Consider the following 17,700-nt stretch of genomic DNA (forward strand, 5'->3'; position numbering starts at 1 on the left):
GGGGTTACAGCACCTCGATTCCGGGGCCGGTCAGCCGCCGCCGGCAGTCCAGGACCAGACCGGCGGCCTCGGCGACGAGGCGGTAGTCGAACGCGTCGTGGTCGGTGAGCAGCACCACGGCGTCCGCCGCCGCCAGCTCCTCGCGGGTGGGCTCGACGCGGATCAGCCGGGCGTCCAGGGTGCGGCTCTCGACCACGTGCGGGTCGGCGGCCCGTACCTCCGCGCCCATGTCGAGCAGCAGCCGCGTCACCCGCAGGGCGGGCGATTCGCGGGCGTCGCCGGTGTTCTTCTTGTACGCCAGGCCCAGCAGCAGCACGCGGGAGCCGTTGACGGCCTTCTTGCGGGCGTTCAGCGCCTCGATCAGCCGGCGGGTGACGTACTCGGGCATATGGCTGTTGATGTCGTTCGCCAGCTCCACGAAGCGGAAGTTCTGCCCGAGTTCACGCTGCACCCGCCAGGAGAGGTACGACGGGTCGATGGGCAGGCAGTGGCCGCCGACGCCGGGGCCGGGCGTGAACTTCATGAAGCCGAACGGCTTGCTGGACGCCGCGTCGATCGCCTGCCACACGTCGATGTCGAGGTGGCGGGCGAACATCGCGATCTCGTTGACCAGCGCGATGTTGACGTGCCGGAAGGTGTTCTCCAGCAGCTTCGCCAGCTCCGCCTCCTTCGGCGAGTCGACGGGCACGGTCGTGTCGACCAGCCCGGCGTAGAAGTCGCGGATGGCCTTCAGCGACGGGCCGTCGATCCCGGAGACGACCTTCGGCGTCTCCTTGAAGCCCCACACCGGGTTCCCCGGGTCGATCCGCTCGGGGCTGTAGCCGAGGTGGAAGTCGGCGCCCGCGATCAGCCCCGAGCCGTCCTCCAGCAGCGGGCCGAAGAGCTCCTGCGTGGTCCCCGGGTACGTGGTCGACTCGAGGACGACCGTCGCGCCGGGGCGCAGATAGCGGGCCAGGACCCGCGCGGACTCCTCGATGTAGCGCAGGTCGGGCACCCCCTCGTGGAGCGGGGTGGGCACGGTGACGACGGCGACGTCGAAGCCGCCGCAGTCGCGCGCGGAGTCCGACGGCCGGAACGTACCGGCCTCCAGCGCCGCCTTCAGCCGCTCCGACGACACGTCCTCCACGTACGACTCACCGGCGCCGAGCTTCTTCACCCGCTCGGTGTCCACGTCGTACCCGACGACCCGGTGCCCGGTCTCGGCCGCTCTGATCGCCAGCGGCAGCCCGACGTACCCCTGTCCGACGACTACGACGCGCATCAGATCCCCCTGCCCGCGGTGCTGGTGAGCGGCCTGCGGCGGAACAGCTCCCGGAGGGTCATCCCGACGAACACCGCGTTGGTCGTGAGATAGCGCCGGCCGAGCCGGCGGGGTTCCTGCAGCAGCCGGTAGAGCCACTCCAGGCCCAGGCGCTGCCACCGTTCGGGTGCGCGGCGGGTGACGCCGGCGAGGATGTCGAACGAGCCGCCAACCCCGTGGATGACGCGGGCGCCGGAGCGGCGGCCGTATCCGGCGGTGAAGATCTCCTTCTTGGGCGAGGTCATGCCCAGGAAGAGCAGCTGTGCGCCGCTGCGCGCGATGGCGTCCGCGACGGCGGGCTGTTCGTCGTCGCCGAAGTAGCCGTCGCGGCTGCCGGCGACGGCGAGGGCGGGGAACTTCCGCGCGACCCGGTGCAGCATGCGGGTCAGGACCTCCCGGCGGGCGCCGAGGAAGTACACGCTGAGGCCCTGCTTCTCGGCCTCCCGCAGCAGCCGTACGAACAGGTCGATGCCCGCGACCCGTTCGGGCAGCGGCGCGCGCAGCAGCCGGGACGCCCAGACGACCGCCTGGCCGTCGGCGAGGACCAGGTCACAGCCCTGGACGGCCTCGGCGAGGCTCGGGTCGCGGCGCATGTTGACGAGCTTGGCGGCGTTGACGACGCCTATCTCGAGGGTGTGGCCGTTCCGGGCGGCCGTGACGCAGCGCTCGACCGTCTCGTCCATGGTGAGCGCGTCCAGTTCCACCCCGAACAGGGTGCGGCGGGCCGTCATCCGCGGGCCTCCCCGAGCCAGGCGTGCAGCAGCCAGCCCAGTTCGTACGGGCGGCACTCACGGTCGATCGAGGTGGGGCGGTAGAGGGCGTCCAGGGGACGCAGTCTCAGTCCCGGTGACACCCGGGTGGCCAGGCCGCGGGCGGCGCGGACGGCCTTCCTCGGGTCGCCGCGGTACACCTTGCGCCAGGTGACGTGGAGGTCGTCGCGGATCAGGGGCTCGGCGTCGGCGCCCAGCTCGGGCGGGGCGGTCATCCAGCGCAGGCCGCGGTGGATCGCGGGGGCGTGGTCGGTGCCGCCGGCGTCGGTGAGGTCGAAGAGGGCGGTGGGGGCCATCGCGTGCTGGTGCACGCTGTACACCGGGTAGCCCTCGATCACCGTGCCGCGGCGGGCGTCGTAGTGCCACCACCACTGGCCCCCGGCGCCCTGGAGGTCGCAGATCCGGGCGGCGCAGGCGTTCGCCGCCGCCAGCGCCTCGGGGTCGGCGCCGCTCGCGTGGGTACGGGCCAGGGCCTGCAGCGGGTACGTCTGGTCGGCGAAGCAGCCGATGTGCTCCCGGTACCGGGGCAGCAGGCCGGGGCCGGTGGCGTGCGGGAACAGGGGGCCGCCGGCGATCCGGGCGGTCAGCAGCCGGTCGCGGGCGGCGCGCAGCCGGTCCTCGACGTCCGCCTGGCCGCGGGCCGCCGCCAGCGCGGAGAGCACCCACGCCGCCTCGACGGTGTACCGGGGGCCCTCCGGCTCGTCCAGCGCCGCCAGCCGGTCGAGGGCGTCCGACAGCTTGGGGTGGCGGGTCTCCGCCGCCGCCCAGCAGATCAGGGCCGCGTCGCCGAGGTTGCGTACACCCGGCAGGCGCTCGATCAGCAGGCCGGTGAACTCCTCGGCGGAGCGCCCGCCGAGCACCTCGCGCTGCCGCCCGGGCGGGAGCCGGTCGACGCCCAGCGCGGTGATCGCCGCGTAACGGTCGCTCGTGCCGCGCGGTGTCGTCCGCCAGGGGCCGGCCCGGCCCGGGCGGACGGCGGCGCGGGTGAACACCACGCCCTCGCCGCCGGGCAGGAGCATCGCCGGCAGGCCGGCCTCGGCGAGGGCGGTGAGACGTTCGGTCAGGTGGAAGAGAGCTAAGTCCGCATGCGCGAGCGCATGCATACGCGTAGTCCCCAAATCGGACAACCCCCCCGGGTCGGTTCCGCACTCAAGCCGGTCAGCTCTTGGGCACGGCGCAGCGGAACACTGCCCGTAACCCCCCTATGGCGACGTGCCGCCCTCGCGACTGCGGTGTTCGTGCGAGGGATGCGCGTTCGACTCGTAGCGTACAAGCGCACGATAGGCCGACAAGGCGGTCAGGGTTGGCAATTTGCTGAATTTCTGTTTTCAGGTGGTGATCACGGACGGGTGTTCTAGGGTGGCCTCCGTCGTGTGCGGTTGTCATGGGCGGGGGGTCCATGTACCTCGAGGAGCGGGCGGCGGCGCGTGGGGGCGGCGGGGCCGGGCGGCGGGTGGCGCCCGCGGTCCTCGCGCTGGGCGCGGTCAGTCTGATCACCGATGTGTCGTCGGAGATGGTCACCGCGGTGCTGCCGTTGTACCTGGTGGTGGGGCTGGGGCTGAGCCCGCTGGGGTTCGGGGTGCTGGACGGGATCTACAACGGGGTGAGCGCGTTCGTGCAGCTCGCCGGGGGGCATGTCGCGGATCGGGCCCGGGGGCACAAGGCCGTCGCGGGGGTGGGGTACGGGCTGTCGGCGGTGTGCAAGCCGCTGCTGCTGCTCGTCCACACGGTGGGCGGGATCGGGGCGGTGCTGGCGCTCGACCGGACGGGGAAGGGGCTGCGGACGGCGCCCCGCGACGCTCTGATCTCCCTCGCGTCGCCTGTCGGGGGGCAGGGGCGGGCGTTCGGGGTGCATCGGGCGATGGATACGTGCGGGGCTCTGCTGGGGCCGGTGGCGGCGTTCGGGATTCTTGCGGGGACGGCGGACAGCTATGACGCGGTTTTCGGGGTCAGCGGGTGTGTGGCGGTGTTGGGGGTGGTGGTCCTCGTCCTGTTCGTCCCCGGGAGGGTCCGTCCCCCGGCCGAACGAACCTCCGTCCGCCGCGTCGATCTGCGTACCGCGCTCGGGCTCCTACGCCAGTCACGGCTGCGGGCCCTCGCCGTCTGCGCGGTGCTGCTCGGGCTGACCACCGTCAGCGACGCCTTCGTGTACCTCCTGCTGCAGCGGCGGGGCGGCGTGGGGGACGGCTGGTTTCCGTTGCTGCCGCTCGGGACCGCCGCCACGTTCCTCGTGCTCGCCGTGCCCGCCGGGCTGCTGGCCGATCGGGTGGGGCGGCGGGGGGTCTTCCTCGCGGGGCACGGGCTGCTGCTCGGGGCGTACGGGCTGCTGTTGTGGGCGCCCGGGACCGTGGTGTTCGTGTACGCCGTGCTGCTGCTCCACGGGGCCTTCTACGCCGCCACCGACGGGGTGCTCTCCGCCGCCGTGGCCGATGTCGTGCCGGGGGAGCTGCGGGGGAGTGGGCTCGCCCTGGTGGGGACCGGGCGGGCGCTGGCGCGGTTCGTGTGTTCGCTCGGGTTCGGGGCCGCCTGGACCTGGTGGGGCGATGGGACGGCGCTCGCCGGGTGTGCCGTGGGGCTGGGGGTGTCCGCCGTGGTCGCGGGGGCGGTGCTGAGGGGGGTGGCGGCGTGAGGAGCCGTGTCGTGATGCTGGTCGTGGCGGTGGTGGTGCTCGGGGGTGTCGCCGCCGGGTTCGTGCTGTACGCCGTGGGGCGGGCACAGGACGCGAACCGGCCGCGGGCGGGCGGGCCGGCGTTCGCCGCGGGGACCGTCGCCCTGACCGACGCGGGCCGGATGGTCGTACGCAGCACCGCCCCCGGCCCGCACCGCGACGAGCTGGTCTCCGTACCGGCCGGCGACCCGGACGGCGTCCGTACCGTGTCCGGCGTCAGGTGCGAGCGGTGGCACGCCGCCGCCGGTACCGGCGTCTGTCTGCAGACCGAGGCGGGCATCCTCAAGCCCACCCACCGCGCCCGCATCCTCGACGCCCGGCTGCGCACCGTGCGGACGTACGACCTGGCCGGCGTCCCGAGCCGCGCCCGGGTCTCCCCCAGCGGGCGGTTCGTCGCCTGGACGGTGTTCGTCAGCGGGGAGTCGTACTCCAGCGCGTACTTCACCACCCGTACGTCCGTCCTCGACACCCGCAGCGGGAAGCTCGCCAAGAACCTCGAGGACTTCACCGTCGTCCGCGACGGCAAGCGCGTACGGGCGGCCGACGCGAACTTCTGGGGCGTGACGTTCGCGAAGGACGACGACACGTTCTACGCGACCTTCAACACCGCCCGGCGGACGTATCTGGTGCGGGGCTCCGTCCGCGAGCGCAGGATGACCACCCTCCACGAGAACGTCGAGTGCCCCTCCCTGTCGCCGGACGGCACGCGGATCGCGTACAAGAAGCGCGTCATGAACGGGGCCTCCCTCTGGCGCGAACACGTCCTCGACCTGCGCACCATGCGCGAGACGCCCCTCGCGGAGCGCCGCAGCGTGGACGACCAGGCGGTGTGGCTCGACAACGACACCGTCGCGTACGCGATCCCGGCGGGGGACCGGTCCACAGACCTGTGGACGACGCGGGCGGACGGATCGGGCAAGCCGCGGAAGCTCATGACGGGAGCCTTCAATCCAGTACTGCGCGGATCCCCAGCCGGTCCGAGGTGAACCGGTGATGGCGATTCAAGGGCGTTTTTACTGAACCAGGCCGCATACCCGACAAGGCGGCTATGCTCTGCCGCGGCGGCCGGAATCCTGGGGGGGATGACGACATGAAGGCTCTTGTGCTCGCCGGCGGGTCGGGGACCCGCTTACGACCCATCACGCACACCTCGGCCAAGCAACTGGTCCCGGTGGCCAACAAACCCGTCCTCTTCTACGGCCTCGAGGCCATCGCCCGCGCCGGCGTGACGGACGTCGGCATCGTCGTCGGCGAGACGGCCGCCGAGATCGAGGCGGCCGTCGGCGACGGCTCCGCGTTCGGGCTGAGCGTCACGTACATCCCGCAGCCCGCGCCCCTGGGCCTGGCGCACGCGGTGCTCGTGGCGCGGGACTTCCTCGGCGACGATGACTTCGTGATGTACCTCGGCGACAACTTCGTCGTCGGCGGCATCACCGGCCTCGTCGAACAGTTCCGCGCCGACCGCCCCGCCGCGCAGATCCTCCTCACGAAGGTCTCCGACCCCCGCGCCTTCGGCGTCGCCGAACTCGACGCGGGCGGCAGGGTGATCGCCCTGGAGGAGAAGCCCGAGTACCCCAAGAGCGACCTCGCCCTCGTCGGCGTGTACCTCTTCACCGCCGCCGTCCACGAGGCCGTACGGAACATCCGCCCCTCCGCCCGCGGCGAGCTGGAGATCACCCACGCCATCCAGTGGCTCATCGACCACCGCCACGACGTCCGCTCCACCACGATCAGCGGCTACTGGAAGGACACCGGCAGCGTCACCGACATGCTCGAGGTCAACCGCTCGGTGCTGGAGTCCGCCGAACGCGCCGTCGAGGGCACCGTCGACGCGGCCAGCGAGATCATCGGCCGGGTACGGATAGACCCCGGCGCGACGGTGACGGGCAGCCGTATCGTCGGCCCCGCGGTCGTCGGCGCCGGGACCGTGATCCGCAACTCGTACGTCGGTCCCTTCACCTCCATCGCGGGGGACGTGCACGTCGAGGACAGCGAGATCGAGTACTCCATCGTCCTCGGCGGCTCCCGCGTCATCGGCGTCCGCCGCGTCGAGGCCTCGCTCATCGGCCGCAACGTCGAAGTGACCCCCGCCCCGCGCAACCCCGCCGCCCACCGGCTGGTGCTCGGCGACCACAGCAAGGTGCAGATCGCATGACCCGCATCCTCGTCACGGGCGGCGCCGGCTTCATCGGCTCGCACTACGTCCGTACGGTCCTGGCCCCCGGCACCGACATCACGGTGCTCGACAAGCTGACGTACGCCGGGAACCCGGCCAACCTCGATCCGGTACGCGACCGGCCCGGGTTCGCGTTCGTGCGGGGGGACGTCTGCGACGCGGAGCTCGTCGGGAAGCTGACGGCGGAGCACGACCAGGTGGTGCACTTCGCCGCCGAGTCGCACGTCGACCGCTCCATCGACGGCGGCGCGGAGTTCGTACGCACCAACGTCCTCGGCACCCATACCCTGATCGACGCCGCGCACCGCGCGGGGGTGGACGTCTTCGTGCACGTCTCCACCGACGAGGTGTACGGCTCCATCGACGCGGGCTCCTGGCCCGAGACGCATCCGCTGGCCCCCAACTCCCCGTACTCCGCCAGCAAGGCCGCCTCCGACCTGATCGCCCTCTCGTACCACCGCACCCACGGCCTCGACGTCCGCGTGACGCGCTGCTCGAACAACTACGGCCCCCACCAGTACCCGGAAAAGGCCGTCCCCCTCTTCGTCACCGCGCTGCTCGACGGAGGCACGATTCCGCTCTACGGCGACGGCGGCAACGTCCGCGACTGGCTGCATCTCGACGACCACATACGCGGCATCGAACTGGTCCGTACCGGCGGCCGGGCGGGCGAGGTCTACAACATCGGCGGCGGCACGGAGCTGTCCAACCGCGAGCTGGTCGGGCGGCTGCTCGCGGTCTGCGGCGCCGGCTGGGACCGCGTGCGGTACGTGCCGGACCGCAAGGGGCACGACCGGCGGTACTCGGTGGACTGCGGCAAGATACGCGCCGAGCTGGGCTACGCGCCGCGGCGGGACTTCGACGAGGGGCTGGCGGAGACGGTGGACTGGTACCGCGAGCACCGCGCCTGGTGGGAGCCGCTGCGGTGAGCTGGCTGGTGACGGGCGCCGGGGGGATGCTGGCGGCGGACGTGCTGGCGCGGCTGCCGGAGGCGGTGGCGGTGGCGCGGCCGGAGCTGGACGTCACGGACGCGGGGGCGGTCGGCGCCCTGGTGGGGTCCGTGCGGCCGTCCGTCGTCGTCAACTGCGCGGCGTGGACGGCCGTGGACGACGCGGAGACCCGGGAGGCGGATGCGTCTTTGGTAAACGGACAGGGCGCCGCCAACCTCGCGCGCGCCGCCCGGGACACCGGTGCCGTGCTGCTGCAGGTCTCGACGGACTACGTCTTCTCCGGCGACGCGCACACCCCGTACGCGGAGGACGCGCCGACGGGCCCGCGCGGGGCGTACGGGCGGGGGAAGCTGGCGGGGGAGCGGGCGGTGCTGGCGGCGGGCGGTTATGTCGTACGGACGGCGTGGCTGTACGGGGCGGGGGGCGGGAACTTCGTCCGGACGATGCTGCGGCTGGAGGGGACGCGGGAGACGGTGGACGTGGTCGACGACCAGTACGGCCAGCCGACGTGGACGGCGGACCTCGCCGCGCGGCTGATCGCCCTCGGGCAGGCGGCCGTGGCGGGGACGGCGCCGCCGGGGGCCTATCACGGTACGAACGCGGGGGCGACGACCTGGTACGGGCTGGCCCGCGAGGTCTTCGCGCTGGCGGGCGCCGATCCGTCGCGCGTCCGCCCCACGACGACGGCGGCCTTCCCGCGGCCGGCGCCCCGCCCGGCGTACAGCGTGCTGGGGCACGACCGCTGGCGGGCGGCGGGGATGGCGCCGATGCGGGACTGGCGCGCGGCGCTTCGCGAGGCGATGCCCGCCCTTACCGACCCGGGGGACAACCCCCGGACCCCGGCCGGCGGACCGGCCCCGGCGAATTCGCGAGGCGAACGTGACTACTGAGTCTTCCCGGGGGACAACCCCCGGACCCCCGGCCGTTGGACCGGCCCCGGCGAATTCGCGAGGCGAACGTGACTGACGCAATGCGCCCCATGGATATCCCCGGCGCCTGGGTGTACGAGCCCAGGGTGTTCGCCGACGAGCGGGGCAGCTTCCACGAGTGGTTCCGGCGCCCCGGCTTCACGGCCGCCGCCGGTCACCCCCTCGCGCTGGCGCAGGCCAACTGCTCGGTGTCGTCCGCCGGCACGCTGCGCGGCGTGCACTTCGCGGACGTACCGCCGGGGCAGGCGAAGTACGTGACGTGCGTACGGGGCGCCGTGCTGGACGTGGTGGTGGACATCCGTACGGGCTCGCCGCACTTCGGCCGCTGGGAGGCGGTGCGGCTGGACGATGTGACGCACCGGGCGGTGTACCTGTCGGAGGGGCTGGGCCACGCCTTCATGGCCCTCACCGACGACGCCACGGTGGTCTACCTCTGCTCCGAGGGCTACGCCCCCGCCCGCGAACACGGCATCGACCCCCTGGACCCCGACCTGGCGATCACCTGGCCGGCCGGCCTCACCCCGCTGCTCTCCCCGAAGGACGCGAAGGCCCCGAGCCTGGCGGACGCCGTCCGCACGGGTCTGCTCCCGTCGTACGACGACTGCGTGGCGTACCGGACGTCCCTGGAGGAACGATGATCCGCCCCACCGCCCAGGTCGACCCCACCGCCGTCCTCGGCGAGGGCACGACGATCTGGGACCTCGCCCAGATCCGCGAGAACGCCCGCCTCGGCCCCAACTGCTCCGTCGGCCGCGGCGCGTACGTCGGCCCCGGCGTCAGGATGGGCGCCAACTGCAAGCTCCAGAACCACGCCCTGGTCTACGAACCCGCCGTCCTCGCCGACGGCGTCTTCATCGGCCCCGCCGCGGTCCTCACCAACGACCACCACCCCCGCGCGGTCGCCCCCGACGGCCGCCTCAAGGGGGGCGCCGACTGGGAGATGACGGCCGTCCGCATCGGGGAGGGAGCCGCGATCGGCGCCCGCGCGGTGTGCGTGGCACCCGTGACGATCGGCCGCTGGTCCCTGATCGCCGCCGGCGCGGTGGTCACGTCGGACGTCCCGGACTTCGCCCTGGTGATGGGCGTCCCGGCCCGCCGCGTCGCGTGGGTGGGCCGCGCGGGGGTCCGGCTGACGCCGGTCGCCGAGGGGGTGTGGGAGTGCCCGCGGACGGGGGCGGTGTACGAGGAGAAGGACGGGGTCCTGGGCGAGCGGTGAACGGGATTGTCAGTGGCGGCCGTTAGCGTTTCCGTATGAACCGCAGCTTCTACGACCTGGCCTTCGGCGTCGACCCCGGCGGCGCCCGGCTGACGCTGGACGTCTACCAGCAGGGGAAGCAGACGGCGTCGATCGACCTGCATCCGTTCGTCACGATCTCGGTCAAGGGCTACCCGGACATCACGTTCACGGGCCCCGAGGAGCCGGTGGGATACGACTTCGAGGCGGACGACGACGCGGAGGACGAGGACGCGACCCTGTCGGGCCGCATGTTCGATCACCACGCCCGGTACGGCTATCAGGACTTCGAGATCTGATCCCCGTACGGCAACTCCACCCTCACCCGCAGCCCCCCGCCCGCGCGCGGTGTGAGCGTCAGCGTCCCGGCGTGGGCGCGCGTGATCGTGCTGACGATGGCCAGGCCGAGGCCCGCGCCCGCGTGGTCGCCGCGGAGGCGGTCCGTGCCCCGGCGGAAGGGCTCGGTGAGCGTGGCCGACACCCCGGGAGAAATCAGCGCCCCCGTGTTCTCGACCGTCAGCACCGCCGCCGCAGGATGCGCCGACGTCGTCACCCGGACCGTGCCTCCCTCCGGGAGGTTGTGGACGATCGCGTTCTGCACCAGGTTCGTCGTCAGCTGCAGCAGCAGCGCCGGTGAGCCCAGCGCGGGGGCGATGTCCCCCGTCGTCTCGACCGTGACCCCCCGGCCCTCCGCCAGCGGGAGCAGCGTTTCGGTGGCCTCCTCCGCCAGCAGCGACAGGTCGACGGGCTCCGGGGTGAACGACTCGGCTCGGCTCAGCAGCAGCAGCGCCTCCGTGAGCGCGATCGCCCGGGTGTTGACGGCGGACAGCCGGTCGAGGAGGTCGTCGGGGGCGGCGGCCGGGTCCCTGCGGGCCACGTCCAGCAGCGCCTTCGACACCGCCAGCGGCGTCCGCAGCTCGTGCGACGCGTTCGCGGCGAACCGCCGCTGCTCGCCCACATGCGCCTCGAGCCGCTCCAGCATCCCGTCGAAGACGTCCGCCAGCTCCCGGAACTCGTCCCCGCGCCCCGGCAGCCGGATCCGGTGCGACAGCGAACCGCCCGTGGCCAGCCGTGTGGCGTCCGTGATCCGGGTCAGCGGCGCGAGCATCCGCCCGGCGAGGAACCATCCGCCCACCAGCCCGAACACCAGCAGCCCCGCGAACACCGCCGCCGCCCGCGGGGCGAACACCCGCAGCAGCTCGGACCGTACGGGGAAGACCCCGGTCCCGGTGGTGTCCGCGTCGACGAGCAGCGCGCGCGAGGGCACGTACCGCAGCAGGAACAGCCACACCGCCGCCAGCAGCAGCGCCCCCGCCAACATGATGAACCCCGCGTAGCTGAGCGTCAGCTTGGCGCGGACGCTCGGTCCCGGCGCCCTATCCACGCCCGTCACCCGCCTCGATGCGATAGCCGACCCCCGGCACCGTGGCGATGACCCACGGCTCCCCCAGCCGTTTGCGCAGCGCCGAGACGGTGATCCGCACGGCGTTGGTGAACGGGTCCGCGTGCTCGTCCCACGCCCGCTCCAGCAGGGTCTCGGCGCTCACCACCCCGCCCTCCGCCTCGACCAGGACCTCCAGCACCGCGAACTGCTTGCGCGTGAGCGCCACCCGCCGCCCGTCGCGGTGGACCTCGCGGCGGAACGGGTCCACCCGCAGGCCCGCGAGCTCCCGTACCGGCGGCCGGTGGTGACCGCGCCGGCGGTCCAGCGCCCGCAGCCTGAGCACCAGCTCCCGCAGCTCGAACGGCTTCGTCAGATAGTCGTCCGCCCCGAGCCCGAACCCCGAGGTCTTGTCGTCGAGCCGGTCCGCCGCCGTCAGCATCAGGATCGGCATCCCGCTGCCGGACGCGACGATCGCCGCGGCGACCTCGTCACCGGACGGGCCGGGGATGTCGCGGTCGAGGACGGCGATGTCGTAGCTGTGGACGCCCAGCATCTCCAGCGCCGTATCGCCGTCCCCCGCGATGTCCGCCGCGATCGCCTCCAGCCGCAGACCGTCCCGGACGGCCTCCGCGAGGAAGGGCTCGTCCTCGACGATCAGCACACGCATGGAGGCGATCGTACAAAGGCGTGTGTATCGGCCGCGTATGGGAAGGGCTCACATACTCGAGTGCGAGCCGTCCCTGGCCAGTGCCCAGATGATGAAGACACCGATGGCGATCGTGGCCAGCGCGAACAGCGGCTGGTACGGCAGCCAGAGGAAGTTCGCGATCACGACCAGCGAGGCCAGTGCGATACCGCTCACCCGCGCCCACGTCATGCCCTTCATCACGCCGTAGCCGACGAGTGCGGTGAAGACGCCGAGGACCAGATGGATCCAGCCCCAGGTGGTGGTCGTGAACTCGTAGACGTAGTTGCCTATCGGGACGTACACGTTGTTCCGCGCGATCCCCGCTATGCCCTGGAGGATCGCGATGACTCCGTAGACGATCATCAGCACGCCCGCGAAGCCCACGCCGCCGCGCGCCCAGTCGGCGCCCCGCTCCTCGGGGGCCGTGCCGTAGCCGGCCTCCGTGCGGTAGGCGGTGTCCGTACGGCGACCCTCGGCGTCGTGCCTGCCTGCGTGATAGCCCGGGGTCCCGGTGGATGTGGTCATGACCAGCACTCCTTACGGGAATGAGGGCCGAACGGGTGAACGGCCCGAGGCCATCAAGCGTCAGGCCGCGGCGCCTCCCCGGCCACCGGCGTTACGCCATTCGGGTGACCCTCCGGATCGAGGAACTCGATCACCGCCAGTACCGCCAGCACCGCCAGGGCCAGCCCCACCACGACCATCGCCGTCGGCGCCGGCCACAGCACCACCGCCACGGCCCCGGCCGCCACGGCCGCCCACGTCAGCCACCGCCGCCACCGGTGCACCCACGGCCCCACCGGCCCCGTCCGCAGCCCCGCGTGCCCCGCCGCCGCCCCGATCCCGGACCGCCACACCCCGCGCACGGAGCGTGCCCACCGGCCGCCGCCCGTGAGCCAGGCGCCGAGGGCGACGACGATGCCCAGGACGGCGACCATCCGTACGCCCCGGCGCAGGAACCGTACGAGGATGTCGAACACGGACCCGGCGGCCGGCCGGGACACGCCCGCCGGCAGCGCGTCCAGGTAGAGCGGCCGGGCCAGCGTCAGCGCCAGCCCCAGGAGGAGCATCCCCAGCACCGTCCCCAGCGCGGCGGCGATCAGCGCCCGGCGCCGGCCCACCGCCGTCAGCACCCCGGCGGCCAGGAGCACCAGGGCGATCACGGGAAGCCAGTTACCGGCGAGCTGGAGCAGCCGGAAGCCGCGTTTGACCTTGCCGATGTCCTCGGACTGCACCAGCGTGAACTCGGTGTGCACCGGGGGGATGCGCTCGGCGAACGTGAGCCCGGCGGCGACGAGGCGTTCCTTCACCCGCTCGACGAGGGGCGCGAGGTCGAGCGTGGCGGCGTTGTCCGAGAGCTCGACGAGTCCGCCGCCCTGGCCCGTGAGGGCCTTGTCGATCGAGGCGTGCGCTTCCCGGTTGGCCTCCGTCCACACCTTCGCGAACGCGTCACTGGCCACGACCTGCTGGGCCGTGCTCCGCACCAGGCTGTGCAGCGCGTCGTCGAGCGGCCCCTCGAGCCGGCCGAGGGCCCGCTCCAGCGCGGGACGGTCCTCGGGGGCGACCTGCTGGAGCAGAGCCGCGGTGTCGACGTGCTCCAGCACCGCGTTCGCCACCCGCTCCGACGCCGCCTTCTGTACGTCGGGGTCGTCGGCGAGCGGCGCCACGGTCGTCACGTACTGGTCGGTGTCACCCACGATGTGCGCCGCCCACACGGCGACCGTGCCCAGCGGCGCCAGCACGCAGCCCAGCACGATCAGCAGCACGGAGCACACGGAACGGACCCGGTGGTGCTTCGTCCGCTTCTCGGCCTCCAGCACCGCCACCCGCTCCCGCAGCGCGGCGAGTTCGCCGGGACTGTTCATCGCGCCCTCCGCAGGAGATGTACGCGAACCACTCAATCCGATGCGCGGTAAATGCGCGACACAGACAGGTTTGTGGTGGAGTGCTCCCAGGGAGCAGCGGCAGGAAGGAGCCGGTGCGGTGAGCACGCGGCGAGGGTGGGCGGTGGCCTGGGCCGCGACGGCGGCCGTCGTCACGGGCCTGTACTTCGCGCTGCCCGTCGGCTGGTTCGGGCCCAGCCATCCCGCGGTCAGCTGGTCCGTCTTCGGCGTCGTCCTCGCGGTCATCGCCGCCCTGCTGCTGCACCAGATCCGCGGCGTGATGCTGGACCGGCCCGGCAGCCGCCCGGTCCTCGTCATCCCGCTGCTGATGGCCGCCACCGTGCTGACCTTCGCCTCCGCGTACCAGGCGCTGTCCCGCGCGCCCGGCGAATTCGCGGGCAGCCTCGACACCCGGGTCGACGCCGTCTACTTCACGGTCGTCACCCTGGCGACGGTCGGCTACGGCGACATCGTCCCCACCGGGCAGGGGGCACGTATCGCGACCATGCTGCAGATCGTCTACACCTTCGTCTTCCTCACCGCCGGCGCGACCGCGCTCACCCAGCGGCTGCGGCGCCTCGCCGGCGCGCGCAGGCCCGCCCGCCCCGAAGGAGCCGAAGGCCGTGGATGAGCCCGTGGACCCGCTGGACCGGGCCCTGCTGCACACCCTGTTCACCCGGGTGCCCGTCGGCCTGTACGTGCTGGACGGACGGCTGCGGCTGATCCGCTCCAACAACCGCGGCCCCGGGCTGGCCGCCACCCCGCCGCTGGAGTGGTCGTCGCCGGGCCTGGGCGGCTCCCCCGCGGTGACCTCGCTGCTGCGGGAGGTGCTGAACTCCGGCCGGCCGGAGTGGGACGTCCCCCTGCACGACGTGGCCGGCTTCCCCGGACAGGTGCTCAGCCTGTCGGCCGTACGGGTGGAGGACAGCGGCTCGCCCGTCGGGCTGGCCGTCGCCGTCCGCGACACCACCGTGCGCCACCACGCCCTGGCCCGGCTGGAGCTGCTGCGGGCGGCGACCCGGACGATCGGCACCACGCTGGACGTCTTCCGCACCGCGCAGGAGCTCGCCGACGCCGCGGTCCCCGGGCTGGCGTCCGGGGCGGCCGTGGAGATCCTGGACTCCGTCGTACTGGGCGACGCCCCCGCGCCGGGGCCGGTGGTCGAGGTGTCCGTCCGCCGCGCCGGGTTCGCGTGGGCCGGGAAGGCGCTGCAGGAGGGCGTCTATCCGCAGGGGGCCGTACGGGTGCTGGGGCTGGGCACCCCGATGGCGCAGGCGCTGGCGGACGTCCGGCCGCGGCTGGTGCGCGAGATGCGGGTGGACGACCCGTGGCTGGAGCGCGACCAGGTGCGGGCCCGGCTGCTCGCGGCGGCGGGGGCGCATTCGCTGCTGGTCGTACCGATGTCGGCGCGGGGCGTGGTGCTGGGGCTGGCGGTGTTCTACCGGGTGCGCGAGGACGCGCCCTTCGACGACGACGACATGGAGATCGCCCTGGAGCTCGTCGACCGGGCCGCGCTGTGCGTGGACAACGCGCGCCGCTACACGCGCGAGCACACCCTGGCCGGCCTCCTGCAGCGCACCTTCGTCCCCGCCCGGCTGCCCGTGTCCAGCGCGGCGCGCACCGCCCACACCTACCTCCCGGTGGCCTCCGGCGGCACCGGGTACGACGTGCTGCGGCTGTCCGGCGGGCGGGTCGCCCTCGTCGTCGGGGACGTCGCCGGAACCGGGCTGGCGTCCGTCGCCGCCATGGGCCGGCTGCGTACGGCGGTCGCGGCGCTGTCCTCGCTGGACATCGAACCGGGCGAGCTGCTGGCCCGGCTGCACGACCTCACCGTCCAGCTGGCGAACGAGCAGGCGGAGCACACGGAGGGCACCGCGCAGGGCGTGTACGAGGAGTCCGCCCCGCTCAGCGCGACCTGTCTGTACGCGGTGTACGACCCGGTGTCCGGCGAGTGCTCCCTCGCCTCCGCCGGCCACCCGCCGCCGGTCCTCGTCCCGCCCACGGGCGCGCCGCGCGTCCTGACCGGGGGCCGCGGCCCGAAGCTGGGGCGGGGGGAGGCCCGGTACGAGCCGGCGGTGTACTCCGTGGCGCCGGGCAGCGTCCTCGCGCTGTACAGCGAGGCGCTCGCCCGGGAGCCGGAGGAGGAGGGCGGCGACTCCGTCGTACCCGCGAGGATCGCCGCCGCGCTGGAGTCCACCGGCTCCCTCCAGGAGGCGTGCGACGCGGCCGTGTCGGCGCTGCTGCCGGACGAACGGCCCGCCGCCGACGACGTACTGCTGCTCCTGGCGCAGACCCGGGTCCTGGGCCCGGACCAGGTGGCGTCGTGGACCCTGCCCCCGGCCCCGCAGAGCGCGTCCTCCGCCCGCCATCTGGTCACCGGCCAGCTGATGGCGTGGGGCCTGGAGGAGCTGGCGCCGGGCATGGAGCTGGTGACGAGCGAGCTGGTCACCAACGCGGTGCGCTATTCCCGGGGCCGGATCGGCCTGCGCCTGATCCGCGAGGAGACCCTGATCTGCGAGGTCACCGACAACTCCAGCGCCTCCCCCCATCTGCGCCACGCGGCGGACGACGACGAGGGCGGGCGCGGCCTGTTCCTGGTCGGCCAGCTGAGCGACCACTGGGGGATCAGGCACTCGCCGGCGGGGAAGACGGTGTGGGCGGAGCAGCAGTTGCCGTAACGCTTCTGCGTACGAGGAGCTGGATCCCGGCGGCCCGGTGGCCGTTCATGGTGGGGACGCCGATGGTCCGGGTGTCGACCGGGTCGAAGTCCGCGAGCAGGCCGGCGAACCACTCGCGGGTGTGGTGCCGGCAGACGGCGCCGTCCCCGGTCTCGAAGACGCCGTAGATGCCCCCGTCATGCCGTGCGTAGCGCTCGCGGTTGCGTGCGTCGTCCTGCAGCAGGTAGTCGCTGACGTAGAGGATCCCGCCGGGCCGCAGGACGCGGTGGAGCTCGGCGATCAGCCGGTGCTGGGCCTCGTCGGCGGGGACGCAGGTCAGGACGGCGAAGAGGAGGACGACGTCGAAGGCGGCGTCCGGGCAGGGCACGGACGGCGGTGCGTCGAGGGTGTCGAAACGCGGGCCGGGGTGCAGCCGGCGGGCGCGGTCGATCATCGCGGGGGAGGTGTCGACGCCGGTGAGGTCGCCGAAGCCGTGCCGCTCGAGCTCTCCCGTGAGGCGGCCGTAGCCGCAGCCGTAGTCGAGGACGGCGGCGCTCCGGCCGAGGGCGTCGAGCCAGGGCGGGTGGAGGGGGTGGGTGAACGTCTTCGTGGCCGCGGCGGCGTCCCAGTAGGGGACTTGGCTGTCGGACACGGTGGACGCCTCCCGGGGTCGCTTCCCTGAAGCCGTCATCCTGCCGTACGCCACCACCGCCGCGACACCGCCGCCGCCAGCCCCGCGCCCGCGGCGTTGAGGAGCACGTCGTCCACGGAGGACACCCGGTCCAGCACGAGCACGTACTGCGCGACCTCGACGACCACCGAACACCCGGCCCCGACGGCCAGCATCCGCGGCACGGACGCCAGCGCGGCGAACCGCACCGGGGCGAGGAACCCGAGGGCGGCGAAGACGAGCAGATTCCCGACGACCTGGAACACGGCCCCGTCCTGCACGACGGTGACCAGATCCCGCAGCGGCACGAGACTCACCACGGCCCCGTCCTCGTCCCCCGGCAGCATGATGATCCACACCCACGGCAGGGTCCCGTACACCATCCCGACCA

19 protein-coding genes are annotated in these 17,700 nt (G+C 73.3%); 10 read left to right on the plus strand and 9 right to left on the minus strand.

All coding sequences use genetic code 11. The annotated features are described in order from the left end of the window. Window positions 1-4 precede the first annotated feature (4 nt). Genes SRB5_RS22790 through SRB5_RS22800 form a run of 3 tightly spaced genes read right to left on the minus strand, consistent with a single transcriptional unit; the run spans window position 5 to window position 3,173 of the window. Window positions 5-1,261, minus strand: a complete 1,257-nt coding sequence (locus SRB5_RS22790) for a nucleotide sugar dehydrogenase (RefSeq protein WP_153455000.1) — start codon at window positions 1,259-1,261, stop codon at window positions 5-7. Beyond that, a complete protein-coding gene (locus SRB5_RS22795; RefSeq protein WP_153455002.1) occupies window positions 1,261-2,031 on the minus strand; it encodes a WecB/TagA/CpsF family glycosyltransferase in 771 nt (256 codons plus the stop codon). The genes SRB5_RS22790 and SRB5_RS22795 overlap by 1 nt, the downstream gene beginning before the upstream one ends. Then, complete coding sequence (locus SRB5_RS22800) at window positions 2,028-3,173, minus strand: hypothetical protein (RefSeq protein ID WP_228390332.1); 1,146 nt, start codon at window positions 3,171-3,173, stop codon at window positions 2,028-2,030. Before SRB5_RS22800 ends, SRB5_RS22795 begins: the two co-directional genes overlap by 4 nt. 296 nt (window positions 3,174-3,469) lie before the next feature. Here SRB5_RS22800 and SRB5_RS22805 point away from each other — a divergent pair, with 296 nt between their 5' ends. The 8 genes from SRB5_RS22805 (at window position 3,470) to SRB5_RS22840 (ending at window position 10,326) form a co-directional block, all read left to right on the plus strand. After that, complete coding sequence (locus tag SRB5_RS22805) at window positions 3,470-4,699, plus strand: MFS transporter (RefSeq protein WP_153455006.1); 1,230 nt, start codon at window positions 3,470-3,472, stop codon at window positions 4,697-4,699. A gap of 14 nt (window positions 4,700-4,713) precedes the next feature. Further along, window positions 4,714-5,724, plus strand: a complete 1,011-nt coding sequence (locus tag SRB5_RS22810) for a TolB family protein (protein ID WP_153455044.1) — start codon at window positions 4,714-4,716, stop codon at window positions 5,722-5,724. Between the two features lie 104 nt (window positions 5,725-5,828). After that, a complete protein-coding gene (locus SRB5_RS22815; protein ID WP_153455008.1) occupies window positions 5,829-6,893 on the plus strand; it encodes a glucose-1-phosphate thymidylyltransferase in 1,065 nt (354 codons plus the stop codon). After that, window positions 6,890-7,843, plus strand: a complete 954-nt coding sequence (gene rfbB / locus SRB5_RS22820; RefSeq protein ID WP_153455010.1) for a dTDP-glucose 4,6-dehydratase — start codon at window positions 6,890-6,892, stop codon at window positions 7,841-7,843. The genes SRB5_RS22815 and rfbB overlap by 4 nt, the downstream gene beginning before the upstream one ends. A gap of 26 nt (window positions 7,844-7,869) precedes the next feature. Beyond that, window positions 7,870-8,754 carry a dTDP-4-dehydrorhamnose reductase gene (rfbD, locus tag SRB5_RS22825; protein ID WP_153455046.1) on the plus strand — a complete coding sequence of 295 codons (885 nt, stop codon included), beginning with the start codon at window positions 7,870-7,872 and terminating at the stop codon, window positions 8,752-8,754. A gap of 80 nt (window positions 8,755-8,834) precedes the next feature. Then, the gene (gene rfbC, locus SRB5_RS22830) at window positions 8,835-9,431 is read left to right on the plus strand and encodes a dTDP-4-dehydrorhamnose 3,5-epimerase (protein ID WP_153455048.1); all 597 of its coding nucleotides are present in this window, start codon (window positions 8,835-8,837) and stop codon (window positions 9,429-9,431) included. Then, entirely contained in the window at window positions 9,428-10,009 is a 582-nt protein-coding gene (locus SRB5_RS22835; RefSeq protein ID WP_153455012.1) for an acyltransferase, read from the plus strand. The genes rfbC and SRB5_RS22835 overlap by 4 nt, the downstream gene beginning before the upstream one ends. A gap of 35 nt (window positions 10,010-10,044) precedes the next feature. After that, a complete protein-coding gene (locus tag SRB5_RS22840; RefSeq protein WP_228390334.1) occupies window positions 10,045-10,326 on the plus strand; it encodes a hypothetical protein in 282 nt (93 codons plus the stop codon). On the opposite strand, the gene SRB5_RS22845 is transcribed toward SRB5_RS22840, so the two are convergent. From SRB5_RS22845 to SRB5_RS22860, 4 genes are read right to left on the minus strand one after another with little or no spacing between them, the layout of a single operon-like run. Continuing rightward, a complete protein-coding gene (locus SRB5_RS22845; RefSeq protein ID WP_323378313.1) occupies window positions 10,308-11,411 on the minus strand; it encodes a sensor histidine kinase in 1,104 nt (367 codons plus the stop codon). The genes SRB5_RS22840 and SRB5_RS22845 overlap by 19 nt on opposite strands. Beyond that, a complete protein-coding gene (locus SRB5_RS22850) occupies window positions 11,404-12,078 on the minus strand; it encodes a response regulator transcription factor (RefSeq protein ID WP_153455014.1) in 675 nt (224 codons plus the stop codon). Before SRB5_RS22850 ends, SRB5_RS22845 begins: the two co-directional genes overlap by 8 nt. A 48-nt stretch (window positions 12,079-12,126) precedes the next feature. Then, window positions 12,127-12,624 (minus strand): DUF7144 family membrane protein, encoded by a 498-nt coding sequence (locus SRB5_RS22855; protein ID WP_228390336.1) that lies wholly within the window; start codon window positions 12,622-12,624, stop codon window positions 12,127-12,129. Window positions 12,625-12,677: 53 nt separating this feature from the next. Next, a complete protein-coding gene (locus SRB5_RS22860; protein WP_194293002.1) occupies window positions 12,678-13,964 on the minus strand; it encodes a hypothetical protein in 1,287 nt (428 codons plus the stop codon). A gap of 118 nt (window positions 13,965-14,082) precedes the next feature. Between SRB5_RS22860 and SRB5_RS22865 the strand changes: the two genes are divergently transcribed. Both SRB5_RS22865 and SRB5_RS22870 read left to right on the plus strand, forming a co-directional pair. Then, window positions 14,083-14,613 carry a potassium channel family protein gene (locus tag SRB5_RS22865; RefSeq protein ID WP_323378315.1) on the plus strand — a complete coding sequence of 177 codons (531 nt, stop codon included), beginning with the start codon at window positions 14,083-14,085 and terminating at the stop codon, window positions 14,611-14,613. Next, window positions 14,606-16,660: a SpoIIE family protein phosphatase gene (locus SRB5_RS22870; protein WP_153455018.1), complete on the plus strand. Its 2,055-nt coding sequence runs from the start codon at window positions 14,606-14,608 to the stop codon at window positions 16,658-16,660. Before SRB5_RS22865 ends, SRB5_RS22870 begins: the two co-directional genes overlap by 8 nt. On the opposite strand, the gene SRB5_RS22875 is transcribed toward SRB5_RS22870, so the two are convergent. Next, window positions 16,608-17,291: a class I SAM-dependent methyltransferase gene (locus SRB5_RS22875; protein ID WP_323378316.1), complete on the minus strand. Its 684-nt coding sequence runs from the start codon at window positions 17,289-17,291 to the stop codon at window positions 16,608-16,610. The two genes, SRB5_RS22870 and SRB5_RS22875, sit on opposite strands and share 53 nt — an antisense overlap. 35 nt (window positions 17,292-17,326) lie before the next feature. Continuing rightward, window positions 17,327-17,700 (minus strand): VanZ family protein (locus SRB5_RS22880; protein WP_194293003.1); only part of this gene is annotated, 374 nt, incomplete at its 5' end.

It is taken from the genome of Streptomyces smaragdinus, assembly GCF_009604385.1.
Classification (GTDB): Bacteria; Actinomycetota; Actinomycetes; order Streptomycetales; family Streptomycetaceae; genus Streptomyces; species Streptomyces smaragdinus.

Coding starts and splice junctions, on each gene's coding strand:
- SRB5_RS22790 (WP_153455000.1), bottom strand. CDS start 1,261: ATGCGCGTCGTAGTCGTCGGACAGGGGTACGTCGGGCTGCCGCTGGCG.
- SRB5_RS22795 (WP_153455002.1), bottom strand. CDS start 2,031: ATGACGGCCCGCCGCACCCTGTTCGGGGTGGAACTGGACGCGCTCACC.
- SRB5_RS22800 (WP_228390332.1), bottom strand. CDS start 3,173: ATGCATGCGCTCGCGCATGCGGACTTAGCTCTCTTCCACCTGACCGAA.
- SRB5_RS22805 (WP_153455006.1), top strand. CDS start 3,470: ATGTACCTCGAGGAGCGGGCGGCGGCGCGTGGGGGCGGCGGGGCCGGG.
- SRB5_RS22810 (WP_153455044.1), top strand. CDS start 4,714: ATGCTGGTCGTGGCGGTGGTGGTGCTCGGGGGTGTCGCCGCCGGGTTC.
- SRB5_RS22815 (WP_153455008.1), top strand. CDS start 5,829: ATGAAGGCTCTTGTGCTCGCCGGCGGGTCGGGGACCCGCTTACGACCC.
- rfbB (WP_153455010.1), top strand. CDS start 6,890: ATGACCCGCATCCTCGTCACGGGCGGCGCCGGCTTCATCGGCTCGCAC.
- rfbD (WP_153455046.1), top strand. CDS start 7,870: ATGCTGGCGGCGGACGTGCTGGCGCGGCTGCCGGAGGCGGTGGCGGTG.
- rfbC (WP_153455048.1), top strand. CDS start 8,835: ATGCGCCCCATGGATATCCCCGGCGCCTGGGTGTACGAGCCCAGGGTG.
- SRB5_RS22835 (WP_153455012.1), top strand. CDS start 9,428: ATGATCCGCCCCACCGCCCAGGTCGACCCCACCGCCGTCCTCGGCGAG.
- SRB5_RS22840 (WP_228390334.1), top strand. CDS start 10,045: ATGAACCGCAGCTTCTACGACCTGGCCTTCGGCGTCGACCCCGGCGGC.
- SRB5_RS22850 (WP_153455014.1), bottom strand. CDS start 12,078: ATGCGTGTGCTGATCGTCGAGGACGAGCCCTTCCTCGCGGAGGCCGTC.
- SRB5_RS22855 (WP_228390336.1), bottom strand. CDS start 12,624: ATGACCACATCCACCGGGACCCCGGGCTATCACGCAGGCAGGCACGAC.
- SRB5_RS22860 (WP_194293002.1), bottom strand. CDS start 13,964: ATGAACAGTCCCGGCGAACTCGCCGCGCTGCGGGAGCGGGTGGCGGTG.